Annotated in this window: 19 protein-coding genes; 12 read left to right on the forward strand and 7 right to left on the reverse strand. The window is 43.0% G+C overall.

All coding sequences use genetic code 11. The features are described from left to right. Positions 1-439: 439 nt before the first annotated feature. Entirely contained in the window at positions 440-964 is a 525-nt protein-coding gene (locus tag ACNQ0T_RS21520) for a hypothetical protein (protein WP_154964117.1), read from the reverse strand. 158 nt (positions 965-1,122) lie between these two features. Beyond that, positions 1,123-1,392, reverse strand: coding sequence for a hypothetical protein (locus ACNQ0T_RS21525; RefSeq protein ID WP_112919104.1), 270 nt, complete (start codon positions 1,390-1,392; stop codon positions 1,123-1,125). A 268-nt stretch (positions 1,393-1,660) separates the two neighbouring features. On the opposite strand from ACNQ0T_RS21525, the gene hxsD reads away from it, so the two are divergent. The 7 genes from hxsD to ACNQ0T_RS21560 are packed head-to-tail and all read left to right on the forward strand — an operon-like array spanning position 1,661 to position 7,182. Beyond that, positions 1,661-1,933 carry a His-Xaa-Ser system protein HxsD gene (gene hxsD, locus ACNQ0T_RS21530; protein WP_112919103.1) on the forward strand — a complete coding sequence of 91 codons (273 nt, stop codon included), beginning with the start codon at positions 1,661-1,663 and terminating at the stop codon, positions 1,931-1,933. Beyond that, positions 1,933-3,321, forward strand: coding sequence for a His-Xaa-Ser system radical SAM maturase HxsB (hxsB, locus tag ACNQ0T_RS21535; protein WP_112919102.1), 1,389 nt, complete (start codon positions 1,933-1,935; stop codon positions 3,319-3,321). Before hxsD ends, hxsB begins: the two co-directional genes overlap by 1 nt. After that, positions 3,314-4,426, forward strand: coding sequence for a His-Xaa-Ser system radical SAM maturase HxsC (hxsC, locus tag ACNQ0T_RS21540; protein WP_112919101.1), 1,113 nt, complete (start codon positions 3,314-3,316; stop codon positions 4,424-4,426). Before hxsB ends, hxsC begins: the two co-directional genes overlap by 8 nt. Next, positions 4,423-5,058 carry a His-Xaa-Ser repeat protein HxsA gene (gene hxsA, locus ACNQ0T_RS21545; protein ID WP_112919100.1) on the forward strand — a complete coding sequence of 212 codons (636 nt, stop codon included), beginning with the start codon at positions 4,423-4,425 and terminating at the stop codon, positions 5,056-5,058. The genes hxsC and hxsA overlap by 4 nt, the downstream gene beginning before the upstream one ends. An 18-nt stretch (positions 5,059-5,076) precedes the next feature. Then, positions 5,077-5,526, forward strand: a complete 450-nt coding sequence (locus tag ACNQ0T_RS21550) for a hypothetical protein (RefSeq protein ID WP_000841452.1) — start codon at positions 5,077-5,079, stop codon at positions 5,524-5,526. A gap of 47 nt (positions 5,527-5,573) precedes the next feature. Next, on the forward strand, positions 5,574-6,488 hold the full coding sequence (locus ACNQ0T_RS21555; RefSeq protein WP_223332485.1) for a hypothetical protein: 915 nt from the start codon (positions 5,574-5,576) through the stop codon (positions 6,486-6,488). Next, complete coding sequence (locus ACNQ0T_RS21560; protein WP_023279396.1) at positions 6,478-7,182, forward strand: hypothetical protein; 705 nt, start codon at positions 6,478-6,480, stop codon at positions 7,180-7,182. The genes ACNQ0T_RS21555 and ACNQ0T_RS21560 overlap by 11 nt, the downstream gene beginning before the upstream one ends. Before the next feature lie 74 nt (positions 7,183-7,256). On the opposite strand, the gene ACNQ0T_RS21565 is transcribed toward ACNQ0T_RS21560, so the two are convergent. Next, positions 7,257-9,593, reverse strand: a complete 2,337-nt coding sequence (locus tag ACNQ0T_RS21565; protein WP_029497367.1) for a UvrD-helicase domain-containing protein — start codon at positions 9,591-9,593, stop codon at positions 7,257-7,259. Positions 9,594-9,961: 368 nt separating this feature from the next. After that, positions 9,962-10,831, reverse strand: a complete 870-nt coding sequence (locus ACNQ0T_RS21570) for a phosphorothioated DNA-binding restriction endonuclease (RefSeq protein ID WP_417930362.1) — start codon at positions 10,829-10,831, stop codon at positions 9,962-9,964. Between the two features lie 301 nt (positions 10,832-11,132). Between ACNQ0T_RS21570 and ACNQ0T_RS21575 the strand changes: the two genes are divergently transcribed. The 4 genes from ACNQ0T_RS21575 (at position 11,133) to ACNQ0T_RS21590 (ending at position 13,013) form a co-directional block, all read left to right on the forward strand. Continuing rightward, positions 11,133-11,600 carry a SymE family type I addiction module toxin gene (locus tag ACNQ0T_RS21575; RefSeq protein ID WP_074142911.1) on the forward strand — a complete coding sequence of 156 codons (468 nt, stop codon included), beginning with the start codon at positions 11,133-11,135 and terminating at the stop codon, positions 11,598-11,600. Between the two features lie 167 nt (positions 11,601-11,767). Further along, entirely contained in the window at positions 11,768-12,298 is a 531-nt protein-coding gene (locus ACNQ0T_RS21580; RefSeq protein WP_417930363.1) for a DUF2778 domain-containing protein, read from the forward strand. After that, positions 12,273-12,536 carry a hypothetical protein gene (locus tag ACNQ0T_RS21585; protein ID WP_023299224.1) on the forward strand — a complete coding sequence of 88 codons (264 nt, stop codon included), beginning with the start codon at positions 12,273-12,275 and terminating at the stop codon, positions 12,534-12,536. Before ACNQ0T_RS21580 ends, ACNQ0T_RS21585 begins: the two co-directional genes overlap by 26 nt. Positions 12,537-12,557: 21 nt before the next feature. Further along, positions 12,558-13,013, forward strand: coding sequence for a hypothetical protein (locus ACNQ0T_RS21590; RefSeq protein WP_023299225.1), 456 nt, complete (start codon positions 12,558-12,560; stop codon positions 13,011-13,013). Positions 13,014-13,023: 10 nt separating this feature from the next. Here ACNQ0T_RS21590 and ACNQ0T_RS21595 read toward each other — a convergent pair whose 3' ends face one another. Together ACNQ0T_RS21595 and trpS are read right to left on the reverse strand one after the other, a co-directional pair. Further along, positions 13,024-13,395, reverse strand: a complete 372-nt coding sequence (locus tag ACNQ0T_RS21595; protein WP_023299226.1) for a hypothetical protein — start codon at positions 13,393-13,395, stop codon at positions 13,024-13,026. Between the two features lie 574 nt (positions 13,396-13,969). Further along, a complete protein-coding gene (gene trpS / locus ACNQ0T_RS21600; protein WP_417930364.1) occupies positions 13,970-14,974 on the reverse strand; it encodes a tryptophan--tRNA ligase in 1,005 nt (334 codons plus the stop codon). Between the two features lie 199 nt (positions 14,975-15,173). On the opposite strand from trpS, the gene fosA reads away from it, so the two are divergent. Further along, positions 15,174-15,599, forward strand: a complete 426-nt coding sequence (gene fosA / locus ACNQ0T_RS21605) for a FosA/FosA2 family fosfomycin resistance glutathione transferase (RefSeq protein WP_023305374.1) — start codon at positions 15,174-15,176, stop codon at positions 15,597-15,599. Here the strand turns inward: fosA and ACNQ0T_RS21610 are convergent. Continuing rightward, a complete protein-coding gene (locus ACNQ0T_RS21610; RefSeq protein ID WP_150312277.1) occupies positions 15,585-16,592 on the reverse strand; it encodes a LacI family DNA-binding transcriptional regulator in 1,008 nt (335 codons plus the stop codon). The two genes, fosA and ACNQ0T_RS21610, sit on opposite strands and share 15 nt — an antisense overlap. Between the last annotated feature and the right edge of the window lie 19 nt (positions 16,593-16,611).

Genomic DNA, 16,611 nt, shown 5'->3' on the forward strand with positions numbered 1-16,611 from the left:
GAACGATATAATCCCATTGTTTATTGTCATGTATTCAATCACGTAAGTATATATTTCATTTAATCTACTATCCAATATTGAAATTCTATAGCTGTTTGGATGTTAATGTGATGTCATGAAAATAAATTTGAAAACTTATTTATTAGATGCTATTAATCATGAGGTGAAATAATTATTGAAGAGGTGGTGTTATGAATGTAATAAAAGATGTTTGGACTATTATGATTAATTTTAAATATATAATAATCACTGTTGTGTTATATTCCGTGGCGTGTCTATATGGCTTGATAATAAACTTTTCTGATACGGCTAACTTGCCAATGAAAGCTTTATTTGGAACTATTTCTTTTTCATTGATTATGTTCTTGCCGATACTTTATAAATGGATCTACATATCGGCAAGAAAATTAATTAATAATTTTGATGATTAATCATTGGTCTAATTGTGCTTAGGGTCTCTTTTCGAGTTTGGATATATAGTAACAATTGTTTTGGTAAGGGAACAAACACCTATATAGCTGAGAATTATAATTGAAGTAATATTATTATTTAGTACTATGGAGTCAAAATAACTACCTCCAAGAGGTTTAGATATTGCCACAATTGATACAATTGCTACTGATGCCGTCAAGCCAATGTCGCATACCTTATTTATAACGGCTCTCATTTCTGGAAGCCAGTAATAAATCATGGAAAGTACTATTGATATAACTATTGGTGGGAAAAATAAGAATGTCGGTGAGAGGGTTTGTGAGATTGTTATTTTAACAAGATATACTGTTGAACATAATATCACTAAAAATATTATAAAAAAAGTAATTACAGAGCTAATCAAGAACCTTTTAACCGACATTCCTAAAATAACGTTCGGTTTTATTTCTTCGGTTTTTGCCTTTTGAGAGGGGGTGTTATTATTTTCTGGATTTTTAGGGTTGATATTTTTCACTTGCGTAATATCCTTCATAATATTTCCTTTCCTGACACTATTTCAATTAGTCGTAAATGAATTTATAGCATAATCGCCCAGTTTAACCTAGTCTGCCGCAGACCATGTAAGCATCCTAATAGTCGATAGGATATAGTTCATAGGTCTAACAAATTTTAACCTTATATATCAATTAGTTAATTGACAATGGAAAGTGCTGATGTATCATTCGCTTGTAGTTTCTGATTTCTGTTTGCGTTCATAAAAATTGCACCCATACTTATCTTCACATAAGAAGTTAAATTTTCATCCTCACCCCCACCAGCTCTCATCTTTCTAGGTTGCTCAAGGTATTGAAAGTGGGTGTAGGCTTCCTTGACATCAATGATGTCAAGGATAATGGCCAACGCTTCTTCGAATAAGTCAGTATAGAATCCTTTCGCATTGTGATTGCTGAAGGCATACATCTCATACTATGAGCCACTAACAACTCTTTGAAACCCGTGCGTTTTAACGTCATGTTAGCTTCTTAGCTGTTTGCCGGTGCAAGCTGCATATGAGAATCAGAAAGCATTATTGATTATCATAGGATAAGCAGCATCATTTTTCGGAATCGCCATTCAGATGCTAACATCTTGTAACATATTTATTAAATGGTGTATCCTCATTTCTATAGGAAAAATCCGCTTTAAAGCGGTTGCTGATTGTGATTATTAGTTTTGTGAGGCAATGGCAATGTGCGAAAGGACGTTAAAAAAAGATGTTTATTCTGAATGGGTTATACGCAATAGCCTGTACTGGATGACTTCGCTTACTCAGTGGAAACTTTGTGAAGATATATCCTCCTGGACAATCTCTTTTGAAAACAATGGTCCCGAATGCCTCTATGAATTCGAGAGGCTGCTGAATGATTATGCTTTGCGAGAAAAACTACAGCATAAAACGGGGGCGTTGAGAGATTCTATTGTCCATAAAGTGCTTCGCAGTGTCGATGAAAGGCTTTCGTGATGGAATTGATGCCATTCAATTTTGACAGATTGCCTAATGGACAGGTGTTTATAAGCAACCTCGCTGGTTTTCATCACTTCATTGATGAGCAAGAGCTGCTTGATCTTTCTGATGAGCAAATCAGTGCGGAACAATCAAACGCACTTGAAAGCAAGCTGTTCATAACCAACGAAAGCTCATCAGCTATTGCTCCCTATGCTTTAAGTTCTGCTTTTGCAAAACGATTGATGAATGAACTGGCTATCAGGCCAATTTTCATGATTGTGCCCACATTACGTTGCGACCATACCTGCAAGTATTGTCAGGTCAGTCGAGCTTCAGTGAACGCCTCTGGTTATGATTTAGATCCCGCTCTCATCCCTGATATCATTTCTACTATCAAAAAACTATCAACTCCACCTTACAAGATAGAGATACAGGGTGGAGAGCCACTCTTGCGGTTCGATTTAATTCAGTCTATCTATGAGCAATGTGCTGAAACGCTGGGAAGCACCGATTTTGAGATGGTGGTAGCATCAAGCCTGTCTGTCTTGAATGAGGATATGCTTGAATGGTCGAGAGATAGGAACATAACGTTCTCTGTTTCGCTTGATGGTGAGGAAGTTGTTCACAACAGTAATCGAATTCTTGGTCATGGGCTTGCGTACAGTAGAACAGTGTCAGGGGTAGAGGCTATCAAACGGTCTTTAGGCGCTGGTCGCGTTGCAACGGTTACTACAGTTACTAAAGATCTCATTAGGCATCCTGAATCGATTGTCAAGGCTCACTTGTCTCTTGGCATCAAGGACATGTTTATCCGACCTGTCAGTCCCTATGGGTTTGCACAAAAAGCATCGTTCACATTTTCTATGGAGGAATACTTCAGTTTCTATGCCTCGTTGATAGATGAAATTCTCAAGATGAATAATGAAGGGATAAGGGTTGTGGAACATTCGGCCTCCATTCATCTGAAAAGGATCTTCAATCCCGGTTTTAGTGGTTATGCGGATTTAAAGTCGCCAAGCGGGGTCGTGCTTAACAGTATTCTTTTCAATTATGACGGTCGAGTATATGGTAGCGATGAGAGCCGTATGTTGCAGAAGGTGAACCCTGAAACGGAGTTCAGTGCGGGTGAGGTTAAAACGCTATCATTTTCTAAGAGTCCTTACTATAACGCAGTGTTGAGTTCATCGTTCAATTTTGCTCTGCCGGGTTGTGATACATGTGCATATCAACCATTTTGCGGTGCAGATCCATGCCAGAACATAAGTGTACAGGGTGAGCCTGTCGGTGATAGGAGTCGTTCAACGTTTTGTCAGTATCACAAGGGGATGTTCAGGTATCTGATGAACTGCATCTCAGAAGGTGGTCCGAAGGCTGAGATGCTAAAAGGATGGGCATATGTCTGAGGTTATCAGGAACGATATCTTTCATTTTGCTTCAAAAAAGAATGTGCCCACAGGGTTCTATCGGTTATGCAAACAAAAACCAGTGAACCCTTTATTCTTTTTGCCCAATTTGCTGGTAGTTGCTGAAAGCAATAATGATGCCATTCTACCATGCTTTGATTACTCTGTTATTAGCACTGAATTATTTGAGTCAATTGAAGATGGAGATATTGGGGTAATTAACAATGGCAATATGATCCGCGTTATTCTGTCCCGCAGAGCCAATCATAATACTGTCTTAGTAACGGAACGCTGCAATAACTTGTGTCTCTTTTGTTCGCAGCCACCAAAGAAATCAAATGATGACTGGCTACTTACCCAATCAGCTCTTGCTATCGCTTCATTTGGGTTGAATGGAGTAGTTGGGGTCAGCGGTGGTGAACCTTTGCTGTATGGAGATGATTTCCTTAACTTCATTGATTTTATCATCGAGAATTCACCAGATACTGCTTTGCATGTTTTAACAAATGGACGCAAATTTGCTGATACCAACTTTACTCATGAAATGGCAAAGCGAAGTAAAAAGATAAAAATCACCTTTGGTATACCGCTCTACTCATCAAGACCACTTGTGCATGATCATTTGGTAGGAAGTGATGGCGCATTTAATGAAACGGTTAAGGGGTTAATCAATGCAGGGAACTCAGGGATTAATATCGAACTTAGAGTTATTCCGACACTGGCTAACTATACGGAATTGGATGACATCATAGAGTTCGTTGGCCGTGTTTTCTCCAACATCAATCAGATTTCCCTTATGGGGTTGGAATCTATCGGTTGGGCGCGAAAAAACTGGTCAACAATCTTCATTGAACACAGCAGCTATAGTGAGAAAATAACCTCCGCTATAGACGCTGCACACAGGTCAGGTATACCTCTAACAATTTTTAATTATCCTTTGTGTCATCTTCCTGAAAGAGCCTGGGAGCTTGCTGCTCAGTCGATCTCTGATTGGAAAAATTACTATCCTAAAGAATGTGATGAATGCACTCAGAAGTCTTCCTGTGCTGGTTATTTCAGTTCTTCAACGGGCCGTTTTCATCAACCACCGAGACCAATTTTATGAAAAAATTTAATTTTGCTGCTCTACTTCCGGGGTTTTTGGCACTCAATAATTCTGTATGGGCAAGTGATTCATCTACCGGAGCAAGTGATTTGCCTGGTATGACTCTTAATGAACATGATTTAGTGATAGCCCCACTTAACACCGAAGTTCCATTCTACATTGCAGGGCATCGCAGTCATAGCTCCCATCGGAGCCATAGTTCTCACCGTTCATCATCAGGTGGCGGGTACTATGGTGGCAGCACTCCCTATTATCCAAAAACATACAGCTCACCAAGTTCATCTGGGTCTTCAAGTTCAGGAACAACTTCCTCATCGTCCTCTTCCTCTGTGCGTTCGCTTCGTTCTAACGACAATATTAACTCTACTACTACGAATTCAGTTGGAACTACAGAAGCTAACCGTGCAAGTAATGGGCTTACTTCTGCTACAGAGAAGCGTAAGCGCTTAATCATGCGTGTTCAGTTCGCATTGCTGGACAAGGGATTTTACAATGGGAATATTGACGGCATTATGGGACCATCTACGAGGCAGTCTGTGAAAAATTACCGTATTGCGAACGGATTACCTATTCCTGCAACTGAAACACTCGACACTCAACTTTTGAATTCTTTAAATATTTTGGCTCGTTAAATCTCTATGGAGCATAAAATGAAAAGTAATAATTTGGCTTTACCGTTTTTGGCTCGATTCGCTACCGAGAGAACAGAGGGGGAAAACATTCCCGGTTGGTACTCGTATGAGCAAGATCTTTGGGTAGTTGAAGAGGACAGTAAAGAAATCCCAATAATCTCTAAATATACTCTTACACAGACAGTAACTAAAACTAAAGTAAGGCAAGAAAGCGATGATGATTCATCAGTTTCTATGCTTGAATTAACCACTAAAACAGAGGCTCAACTAGAAAGGGATGATTCCGATTTAAGTATGAACCACCTATTAGAGTTAATGACCAAAACAGATACAATCCAAGAACGAGACGATGATAACTGGTGTGCAGGAAATATTCTGGAGTTATCTATTAAAACGTTTGTTTCAGTAGAAAGAGATGAGGATTTCTCTATGCATACTTATGATCACCAAAGGGAAGGTTTAATTTAATGATATTGTTGGTGACTAATAAGCGCGATATAACTATGGATTATATCGTGGTTGAGTTAAAAAAACGAGGCATCAAGTACTTCCGTCTTAATACAGAAGACTTGCCAAGATCATACTGTTCTATGTCAGATTCATCATTTATGGATTGGAGTATATCTATTAATGGAAATACAATAAAAGGTATCGATGTTAAAGCCGCCTACTTTCGTAGACCTGGGAATCCCGAAGTTCCTGCCTCAATAACTGATCCTGGTATTGCTGATTACATTCAGGGAGAATGGAATAGTTTCCTTAAGAGTCTTTATTCGCGACTTGATTCTTTTTGGTTTTGCTCGCCTACTAATATAATTTTAGCTGAAGATAAACCAAAGCAACTGGTCGTTGCCAAACGTTTGGGTTTTAATATTCCAGAGTCAACCATCACTAATTCATTTGAAGAAATAAAAAGTTGTAGCAATAGCTTTCAAATGATCGCTAAGCCTTTACGACAAGCTCTATTTATAAATAATGATGCTGAAAGTATCATTTTTACCAACAGATTAGGTCAACTAGATGAGACCGATTCGAGTTCACTTTCTTTGGTACCTATTATAGTTCAGCATGAGATAATAAAAAAGTTTGATGTTAGAGTAACAGTAGTTGGGAAAAGAGTTTTTTCTGTTGCAATTTACTCCCAAAGCCATAAAGAAACAGAGGTAGACTGGCGCAAGGGGTCTCGAATTGACTTAAAACATAAACCTTTAGAGCTACCTACATCATTGAGTTCTAAGTGTATAGATCTAGTCGAATCACTTAATCTTCGATTTGGGGCAATAGATTTTATTTGCGACGAAGATGATGTTTTTTGGTTTTTAGAAATTAATCCTAACGGTCAATGGGCATGGATAGAAAACCAGACAGGTCTTCCTATTGCTAGTTCTATAGTCGATGAACTTATGAGGATCGGTAGATATGAGTTTTGAAGATATCAGAGAATTCTTTTGGCCAGTTTTAGTTGAACTGAATAGTGAAGAAATAAGACAAGATCAAGAAAAGCTGGATAATGATATCTTAATTATTAAAAATACTGACTGGACAAATGAAAGTGAACTAGCCCTTGATGAGGCAAAAAAACTCAATGAATTAGAAAATCAAAGAAGAGTAGGAGCTGAGAGTAAAGCTGCAATATATTTAACAGCTATTACTGCTCTTGCTCCTGTATTAGTCTCGTTAGTTCCCGGTATTATTAGTAGTGGTGGAAATAATGCCTTTGTGGATTTTTTGTCATTTGCAATTTTTGTGTATGCACTTTCTAATTTGCTTAGAGCTGCATTATGGGCTTTTAATACCTTAAAAGTTTCAGCTTCCAATAGAATCGACACGATAGATTTAGTTAGAATTTGGGGGGGAGCCGGAGATGCATACAAAAAAAATTTAATTGTTGAAAATCTTTGTGCTGTTCGAAAAAATAGAGATGGAGTAAATCGTAAGGTAACATGTATTAAAATGACGCATGAACTTCTCCTTAGAACATTTCTTGCGTTTGTTTTACTCTTATTGTTACAAACATCGATGTCATTTATTCCTAATATCAGCATTGCCAATCAGGTCTCTTCAACTACATGTAATGATAAACAGGATATTGTTCAACATCCTGTTAATATTTATAGAATATAGTAAAATTGAACGATACGAATCTAAATGCTGAATCTATCAATAGAAATAGAGAGGGCTAGAAACCCTCTCATTCCTTACCGAAAATGAGAGAATGCCCCATCACTTCCTTTTGGTGCAAACCAGAATACTCTTTTTATCCCTCGTGTTATAGCTACATATGCCAAACGATATGACTCATCGATCATAGCTTGATCATAACTATATTTGAAGTAGGGAATCTGTTTATAAACTTCATTTCTTAAAATGTGTCCTATATGAGCTTTGCTATCATCAAAGATCACACATACTTCCCCCTGCAAACCTTTAGCTTTATGGATCGTTAAAAAATTTATTCCTTTAATACTGCCATATCTTTCTATATAAAAATCTCTTATTTCTTTAAGTGTATTATTAGTTCGACTCAAAACTATAATATGAGTTTTATCTTTATGTTTTTGATTTTTTACCATATTTAATTGTTCATAAATTAGCTGAATTGCTTTATTTTTCCATGAATTATCATCTTTTTTATCATCATACCCATAACAATAGACACCATGCTCATCACCATCAGGTTTTCGGCATGATATAGATTCTTTTATGATTTTCCCTTTAACTAAAGCCATCATTTTTTCAGCATCATTAAGAATCGCAGCATCCGAACGATAGTTTTCCATCATAAAAACTGTCTTATGTTTTCCCAATGATTTATGCACAGGGAAAAAATCTGAAAAATTCATGAAAATATCAGGAGAACTGCCTCTCCATGAATATATTGATTGCCAATCATCACCAATAGCCATTATCGTAGGCCTTCGACTTAAAATTGCATTTTCTTTATGTATTGCCCTTAACCAATTAGCTATTTGAGGTGAAATGTCCTGGAATTCATCTACTAATAGATTTTCAAATCTAACATATTTATTTTTGAATAAATCACGTCTTTGCTGCAACACTAACTCATCTGAAAACATTATGAACATTCGATTGAAAGTCATTATGTTATTTTTATGGATAGTCTCTTCAAATAATGGCCAGAATAAAGCCAAAGCCTTGGCAAAATAATACTCAATACCCTTTTCTCGAAAAAGCGTAATATTAGATATTGTCGTAACAACTTCTTTGCCAAGACTTTCAATAAAAGAGCCTTGGTCATATAAAAGTTCAAGTATATTTGTTGAGTTTAACTCACCATGCAACTTGATTGAAAAATTGCTAGGGGATTCGCCAGTTTTAAATGTTCTCAGAAAGTTATTTACTGAGTTTAGTTTGTCATTGCTATTTATAAATATAGAAATTCTATTATTGTATCCAGCAACTATTTTGTTTTTTATAGATATTGCAGTACTTAAAAGTACTTTTTTCTTGGGATCGGTTTCATGAGGATCAAAAGAGTCATTCCCATCAAATAATTTCTTACTCCCAATATTACCTGATAAAAAAACCGGCATTTTATTATGTTCAACATACCCATTAGCATAAAAAATATTTCCATTAACATGAAAGCACTTTACGGGACCAGGCACAATTCCCTCTATAGGCCATTTCCCATCTTTAGACCATAGATCATTAATTTTTTTTGTTAGAGCAAGGTCTCTCTCTGCTGCATAATTAATTAACCAACTTCTTTGCTCTTTTTCATCGGATGAAGAGGATGATGTTATTGAAAAATCAACAAGCTTATCAATACAAATTTTGAATTCCTTGTTATTATTATATAACTCGGTGTAAACGCTTTTCAAAATGTCTATTTGCTCATTATTTTTTTTGCCTAACGATATTTCCAAGGCAGACTCATTCTCATTTTTATGTTCGCCTAAAAAATCGAAAACACTTATTCCTGGCATTGAGTTCAATGAAAACCTATATATAAGAGAGTGGAATGTGCTGACGAGTGAATTAACAGATTCTTTATCATACCCTTCATCCCAAAAAGTAAATACTTTATTTAACTTTTCACTTAACTCCTCACATGATTTTTTTGTAAATGATATTACTGTAATTTTATTTAATGGAATCTTTAAATAAAAATGCATAAACACTACGCGAAGAATTAGTGTTGTTGATTTACCTGAGCCAGCACCAGCAACAACGCAAGTCGCTGGATGATCTGAAAAAATCATTTCCCACTGAGAGGGGGAAGGTGAACTTATAATTCCAGCTTTAGTTGCAACTCTTACTTTTTCAATCATGAGTTGCTCTAATTCTCTCGTAACGCCAATATTTTCTGGTCCATAAATCGAGTTGTCAATAGCGGACATCGAGAACGTATCGATTTCGCGACGAATGTGATATTTTAACACACCATCATCATGACCTTTACGATAACCCTTATCTTTCCCCTGAGAATATCCTTTCTTGTACGAACGCTGAATTATTATTTTTATTTTTTTATAAAAGAACTTTACGAATATTCTGTCAGTTAATTTCATGTATATCCTTTATCTTAGTAAATATGTTTGAATATTTAGATAGAATAATATTTGTTGTGTGCAGTGTAAACGATTTTAAGTGTAAGAGGGCTTCAATGTTAGGCTATAATCATGGCAGGTAGAATTATATGTGAAAATGAAGCTCCTATCTTTATGGCAGGGGGCACTAACCCATTGCGATTTTACTAAGATCGTTTCAAAAAGTGCATACTTGATGAAAATTGACCTTGATACTTGGTTTGAACCTGGTGGATTATAGTAAACAGGTGCGCGTGATGGTATCAATGATGGTATCATACCCATTGTGGTAATTTTTAATGTCTTAAGATCATGAGGATAGTAGTGATGTGCGAGTCCGGCCTTCGCACTCATCCTCTAAACACCTCTCTTCGATGCCACTCCACAAACTCCTCCCTTGGATAATTCCCTTTCACCACCGGTAGCGCAATCTGCATCCCGGCAAAATCCCAGAACAACTGCCCAACAATCCCACCCCCATTCACCGCCTCAGAAACCAGCACCCGCATACTCTCATCCAGCCCTATCGATCCCTTATCAAACGCCTTATGATGAATCGCGCACAGCGCTAGTCCGTTCGGGATCTCACAAGGTCCGCCAAACTGCTTCCACTTGATATGTGCGGCTTCAAGTCCAACAGAGGCGTTATCATGCCGCATGTTAAATCCGCAGATGGCACATTCATAATTATATGCACGCAGCACCTGCTGACGGAACAGCGGATCGCGAACCTTACGGATCTGTTGAATATCAAAACCCATCTCATCCGCGATCTCCTCCTGAATGCTTTCAGGAAAGTGCGCTTCAAGGATCTGCTGCGCCAGCGAGCAGATCAGGTTTTTGTTCCTACTCAGCAGCGCAAAGTGTTCTTCATCAAACCCGCCTGCGACGTTATTTTCTACAAGTTCTTTAACAGGCGGTTGCTTACTGCCAGTGGTCGAACAGAACTCGGTATTCTTCAGATCCCAAAATCCATCACCTTTGAGCCGCCAGAAAGGCATATTCGGGTAATGCGCCTTCCGCTGTGGGCCAAAGCGTTCTAACAGGCTAAGCAGTTGCTCGTGGACCTCGGTTCCGTAATCAAACAGTCTCACATGCCCCTGCTGATAGTTCGCCAGCACGTACAGAAGCAATAAGGGCTTATGCGGCGCACGCTGTTCGCCTTTGCGCCAGATGGTGATGTCGGCAATTGCCTGTTCGAGAGTTTTGCTGGAAGCCATCGCGTTACGGAAGAAGGTAAATAATTGCGATGATGCTCGCAAAACCCAGACCAATCAACCCGCAACGAACAAAAAAATGACCTTACCGCACATAACTCTATTTCCTGAATCCCCTTCGCAAATTCCAAATTTACCCCACCCAAAACCGCTGTATTTATATTCAGCCCTGTATAATAGGCACCAGAAATTACGCCGAACGGCAAAGGAAGTATCAAGGAATATTTAAAGAGAGAATTCGCGATATGAAGGTGCTGCAACACCCCCATACCGCTAACCACTACCAACTACTGAGGAGTTGAAAATGGCTGCGACGAATTTTAAGCCAGAGTTTACTGTTTGCAAAACAGAATCAGACGCTTTCACCAGCATGATTGAAAACCGCGAGCTGGTACGCAAAAACAGCGCCCGCCGTCTGCACGGCAACCCGCCCAACGCGGCGCCCGTCCACCCACGCGCGGAAACGCCGCAGGACAGTGCCGCTTGCTGCGAACTGTATGCACGCATAGACATGAAATACCTTCTCCTGGGCGGCGACTGGTTAACCCGTGCAGGCTTTATCAACGGTATGCCTGTGAAAATCCGCGCCATGAAAGACTGCATCGTGATTACGCCACAGCATACAAGAGAATTATGGGGATGTCTGGAAGGTATGAGTGTGGTGAATATAAATAAGCAGAAAGTCGCCCAGTGGTTAAAAACGTTTCCGGGAGCGCTGAATGATACGGGAGATATACCTATGGTGAAGCGCGGAAATGGTCTGGCAAAGTAAGAATAATATCTAAAATATCCCTTCATTAATCATGTAAAAGGATAAGTTAATACGGGCTTGAATACGCATGCCCGTATTTTTCCTTTTTTAAATGAATTATCTAACACCGCTGGTGCACTCAATAAATCGGTTGTAACATTCTCCGCAAAGCGACAGGGAGGATTGCTATGCAGATTTGTAGGATGGATTACAACGATGTCTCAGCCGATGGACGAAGGCTGAAACTACACGTTTATGGCGTTGGGACGTTTCCCGTTTTTTCAGGAATAGAACCCGTAACCAATATTGCAGAGTGCGCCTTTATCAGGAATGCAGCATTACCTGTGGGTACGTACTGGATCGTTGATGCACCGGAAGGCAGTATTGCTAATCGGGTCGAGCGGTTTGTAAAAGACTTCAAGAACGGTACCAAACATTCTGAATGGTTCGGTTTGTTTAATGCTACTACCATGGCTGATAACGTATTTGTGAATGGGGTCGACAGAGGCTCATTTCGACTTCATCCATTGAGGCCGAATGGCGAGGGAGAGTCGTGGGGATGCATAACGTTCTATAATATCCCTGATTTTCAACTGGTCAGACAATCTTTGCTTGCACGTAAGAAGATTCGTGTTCCTGGTGGTAAAGGGTTGATGGCATTTGGACGTATTGATGTGACAGGCAGGGCTGATTATGCTTCATGCAAAGTTAAAAAATAATATCCTGATTGGTCTGGCATGCCTCATTGCTTCCTTCTTTATCGTCCTGTTTCCTTTGGGAGGCTTGCTCGATTACTTGTCTCAAGCCAGCAATGATTTTTTAAATCGCACCGGTTTGGGGTTTGCTGATGGTGAAGCAGACCCATCATTCCTGTGGGTGTTGGGTGGGATGATGGTCGTCGTTACCGCGCTACTGATGTTCGTCATTCGGAAGATATGCAATCTGAGGCAGGGATAAGACATTTCATGGGCATTTTCTATGACAATCCTTTTAAACGCCCTGAAGTGGTCAGCGCTCACGGTTGCCACTGTATGTATCCTCGGATGGTTGTTTGTATGGCTTGTGGCATCTGATTCTGATGCGACGACTGTTTATACGGAAAACGATTTTTTCCACTACCGGATACTGACAGACAAGGATATTAAGAACGCCCCAAAAGTAACGGACGACTATTATTTTGAGGCGCATTCGGGCGATGGTTACGAACCTTCAAACAGTATCATTTTTAAAGGCGCTACCAGTGCTGTGCCGTTGCGCGCTTATCTCGAAACGTTAGGGTATGTGAAGGAAAAGCGTAGCCTGGAAGTGAAGGAGGTCTGGTCGAAACCCGAACGGTTAAACGCAGATTTTTTCTATCTGTACTTTAATACCGCTACGGGTGACATTGAACTGACCAAAGTGATAGGTAACGGGCATGTAATCCCATGCCCGTAGTAAGAAAAAATCACTCGTGCTTTATCTGCTCTTTCACAGCCTTAACCAGTACAGCATGAAGTTCGCCAACGGTTAAATCGCGTATCACAGGTTCCGGTAGACCACGTATCCTGCGAATCAAACGGCAGAAACCAAAGTAATCTATGCCCTCGGTGCTAAAAAGAAACTCGTTTTCAGCGAGGGAAAAAATTTTCTCATAACCATCTTCTTCAATGACGAGCGTAACGCCAAACGCTTCCTCGCAGTCTTCAATCAGGGCATCGCCATCCATGCCGCATATATCGAGGTCGGCTTCGATTAGGGTGTTCTCATCAATGCGCTTGCGATGATGTCCCGAGGACTGACGTACAACCTCAATGACCTGCGAAAGAGTGGGGTACATTATGTTGGCTTCCGTGGGTGAAGAAATGACGTAGACATTGATTAATAGACCGAATTAACGTCTGGGATTTATTATTGAAGGTACAAAGAAAATCAAAACAGTCCACGCAAACATCCCAATGATTTTTAGCGGCCAAGGTTCGAATACATCAAAGCACACAATTGCGCCTATAACTAATAATGGTCCTCCCAATAATTCCACTATTCCTTCTAAGATCGATAACTTATGAGGCAATACACGATTCAGTAAAACGGCCATGAAATGTGCGCATCCTAAAGTGATGATTATAGCTATAGTGCATTCTTTCCAGTTATCAGTGACGCCCACGCATATGAGGCATAACACAATCAAAAAAACACAAAGTAACGTATTCAGCATGGAAATAATAAACTTACTCATAATAGTTGCCACGACGTTTAAAAATATAAAGAGCCTATGAATATCGTGCACCTGGTAGGATGACAAACGACATTCACTAATAATGCATTTAAGAGGCTCTTGCGCTTTAACTATTATTTAATCGGCTACAAAGCGGCTTCGTGCTCTTCCCACGCACTCCACCGCTAAATCGACTTTAACTAAACACCGGCACCCCCAGCCCAACCTTCACCTCCCTCAGCGTCGCCTGCGTCACCCCCTGCGCCCGTTCGGTCCCGCGCTTCAGCATCGCCATTAGCTCCCCCCTGTCCTGCATATACATCGCCCTCCGCTCCCGCATCGGCGCAATCAGCTCCTGCAAACACCCCTCCAGCTCGTTCTTACAAACCCGGTCACCCAGCCCGCCCGCCTGATAATGCGCCTTCATCGCCGCCACCTTCTCCTTGTCCGGATGAAACGCGTCGAGGTAGGTAAACACCACGTTCCCCTCAATCTGCCCCGGGTCGCTCACCTTCAGGTGGTTCGGGTCGGTGTACATGGCGCTGACCGCACGGTGAATGGTCTCTTCGCTGGCCGAAAGGTGCAGCGTGTTGCCCAGCGATTTCGACATCTTGGCGCTGCCGTCGATGCCGGGCAGGCGGCTGGTGTCGCTCAGCATCGCCTTGCAGTGGCGCAGCACCGGGGCGGGCAGCAGGCTGTTCATCTTGTGCACAATCTCGTTGGTCTGCTCAATCATCGGCAACTGGTCGTCGCCGACGGGCACGCACTCGGCCTTAAACGCGGTGATGTCCGCTGCCTGGCTGATGGGGTAGGCCATAAACCCGACCGGCAGCGAGCGGGCGAAGCCCTTCTGCGAAATCTCGTTTTTCACCGTCGGGTTACGCTCCACGCGGGCGACGGTGACGATGTTCATATACAGCATCGTCAGCTCGGCGAGGGCGGGCAGGGCGGACTGCAGGCAGATCGTGGTCAGGTTCGGGTCGATACCGGCGGCGAGGTAGTCGGCCAGCACTTCGGGGATGTTGTCGCGGATCTTCTGCGGGTTGCTGCCGTTGTCGGTCAGCCCCTGAAGGTCAGCAATCAGCACAAACTGGTTGTGCGTCTGCTGAAGCGCCACGCGCTGGCGCAGCGATCCGACGAAGTGGCCGAGGTGCAGCGGGCCGGTTGGGCGGTCGCCGGTGAGGATGGTTGGTGCGTTCATAAAGACTCCTTAATGTTGTAATGCCGAAAGGGGTCTTAGAAATGTGAAAGCCGCCTTTCGGCGGCTATCTGAAAATGGGGAAAACTACTCCGTGCCGCCTTTAAGAAGGCAGCCACCAGCGGTTTACGGTGAGCACGGCGTGGTTTATGTTCATCTCTTTACCGTACCACGTTCGGCGCGAAAAACAAAAGGGCACGTCATGCTGCAATCACTCAACCATTTGACCCTCGCGGTCAGCGACCTGCAAAAAAGCGTCACCTTCTGGCACGAGCTGCTGGGGCTTGCGCTGCACGCCCGCTGGAATACCGGGGCCTATCTCACCTGCGGCGATCTATGGGTCTGCCTGTCCTACGACGAGGCGCGCCAGTACGTGCCACCGCAGGAGAGCGACTACACCCACTACGCGTTTACCGTGGCGGAAGAGGATTTTGAGCCGTTCTCGCACAGGCTGGAGCAGGCGGGCGTCACCGTCTGGAAGCAGAACAAAAGCGAGGGGGCGTCGTTCTATTTTCTCGACCCGGACGGGCACAAGCTGGAGCTGCACGTGGGCAGCCTCGCCGCGCGGCTGGCGGCGTGTCGCGAGAAGCCTTATGCGGGCATGGTATTTACTTCAGACGGGGCTTGAGGCGCGCACCTTCAGCCTGCCCGCCAGCGTCACGTGTGTGGCGGCATCTTCCTGATTGCACAGGTACTCCACCGCCAGCCGTCCCAGCTCGCTGTAGGGCAGCTGGATACTGGTCAGCGGTGGGGTGAGCTGTTCGGAAATCTTCTGGTCGTCGTAGCCCGCCAGCAGCATGTCCTGCGGGATACGCACGCCGTTCACCGCCAGCGCCTGGTAGCAGCCAATCGCCAGCCAGTCGCTGGCACAGAAAATGGCGTCCGGGCGTTCGGTCAGTTCCAGCAGGGACGTGGTGGCGGTAAAGGACTCGCTGAACTGCCAGTTGGTCTGGCGCACCAGGCTCTCGTCACACGTTAAACCGGCCTGCTTCAATGCCGCCTGGTAGCCCGCCAGACGCTGGCGCGAGGCCTCCATCCAGCTCTCGCCGGTGATGTGGGCGATGCGCGTGGCGCCGCAGGCGATGAGGTGTTTAGTCACCTGGAAAGCGTTGGCGTAGTCGTCCGGGATAAACGACGGCAGCAGCGGCGAGCCAGGGTCGCGCTGGTTGAGCAGCACCAGCGGGATGCGGGTACAGTCCTGAAATGGCGTCATATCGACGACGTTCGTGACCGGAGAGGCAAGGATAATCCCGATGCAGTTGCGCTTGTCCAGCTGGCGGATGATGTTCAGGGCCAGCTCCACGTCGTCGCCGTAGTCGTAGACGGTGAGCAACGTTTCGTTGCGCCACGCCGCTTCCCGCGCCTGGCTGATGGCGTCGATAAACGGGTCGAAGCTCTGCAACGAGCTGACCAGCAGGGCGATCTCCTCCTGGTTGCGCGGAGCGTGAATGGCAGGAAGACGGTCGTAGCCGAGCTCGGTAGCGACGCTAATCACCCGCTGGCGGGTGTCGTCGCTGAGCTTGATGTTGCGGGACTGGTTAAGCACCAGCGATACCGTCGCCTGCGACACGCCCGCCGCCCGCGCAATATCGTTCATCGTCACCTTCGTTTTTCGCTTCATCCGTCCTCTCCCTTTCGCG

Origin of the sequence: Enterobacter cloacae complex sp.6700776 (assembly GCF_048284255.1) — a bacterium.
Classification (GTDB): domain Bacteria; phylum Pseudomonadota; class Gammaproteobacteria; order Enterobacterales; family Enterobacteriaceae; genus Enterobacter; species Enterobacter intestinihominis.

Coding starts and splice junctions, on each gene's coding strand:
- ACNQ0T_RS21570 (WP_417930362.1), bottom strand. CDS start 10,831: ATGGCTTCCAGCAAAACTCTCGAACAGGCAATTGCCGACATCACCATC.
- ACNQ0T_RS21520 (WP_154964117.1), bottom strand. CDS start 964: ATGAAGGATATTACGCAAGTGAAAAATATCAACCCTAAAAATCCAGAA.
- ACNQ0T_RS21610 (WP_150312277.1), bottom strand. CDS start 16,592: ATGAAGCGAAAAACGAAGGTGACGATGAACGATATTGCGCGGGCGGCG.
- ACNQ0T_RS21590 (WP_023299225.1), top strand. CDS start 12,558: ATGACAATCCTTTTAAACGCCCTGAAGTGGTCAGCGCTCACGGTTGCC.
- ACNQ0T_RS21525 (WP_112919104.1), bottom strand. CDS start 1,392: ATGTATGCCTTCAGCAATCACAATGCGAAAGGATTCTATACTGACTTA.
- fosA (WP_023305374.1), top strand. CDS start 15,174: ATGCTGCAATCACTCAACCATTTGACCCTCGCGGTCAGCGACCTGCAA.
- ACNQ0T_RS21585 (WP_023299224.1), top strand. CDS start 12,273: ATGCTTCATGCAAAGTTAAAAAATAATATCCTGATTGGTCTGGCATGC.
- ACNQ0T_RS21565 (WP_029497367.1), bottom strand. CDS start 9,593: ATGAAATTAACTGACAGAATATTCGTAAAGTTCTTTTATAAAAAAATA.
- trpS (WP_417930364.1), bottom strand. CDS start 14,974: ATGAACGCACCAACCATCCTCACCGGCGACCGCCCAACCGGCCCGCTG.
- hxsB (WP_112919102.1), top strand. CDS start 1,933: ATGGAATTGATGCCATTCAATTTTGACAGATTGCCTAATGGACAGGTG.
- ACNQ0T_RS21550 (WP_000841452.1), top strand. CDS start 5,077: ATGAAAAGTAATAATTTGGCTTTACCGTTTTTGGCTCGATTCGCTACC.
- hxsD (WP_112919103.1), top strand. CDS start 1,661: ATGTGCGAAAGGACGTTAAAAAAAGATGTTTATTCTGAATGGGTTATA.
- ACNQ0T_RS21595 (WP_023299226.1), bottom strand. CDS start 13,395: ATGTACCCCACTCTTTCGCAGGTCATTGAGGTTGTACGTCAGTCCTCG.
- ACNQ0T_RS21560 (WP_023279396.1), top strand. CDS start 6,478: ATGAGTTTTGAAGATATCAGAGAATTCTTTTGGCCAGTTTTAGTTGAA.
- ACNQ0T_RS21575 (WP_074142911.1), top strand. CDS start 11,133: ATGGCTGCGACGAATTTTAAGCCAGAGTTTACTGTTTGCAAAACAGAA.
- hxsC (WP_112919101.1), top strand. CDS start 3,314: ATGTCTGAGGTTATCAGGAACGATATCTTTCATTTTGCTTCAAAAAAG.
- hxsA (WP_112919100.1), top strand. CDS start 4,423: ATGAAAAAATTTAATTTTGCTGCTCTACTTCCGGGGTTTTTGGCACTC.
- ACNQ0T_RS21580 (WP_417930363.1), top strand. CDS start 11,768: ATGCAGATTTGTAGGATGGATTACAACGATGTCTCAGCCGATGGACGA.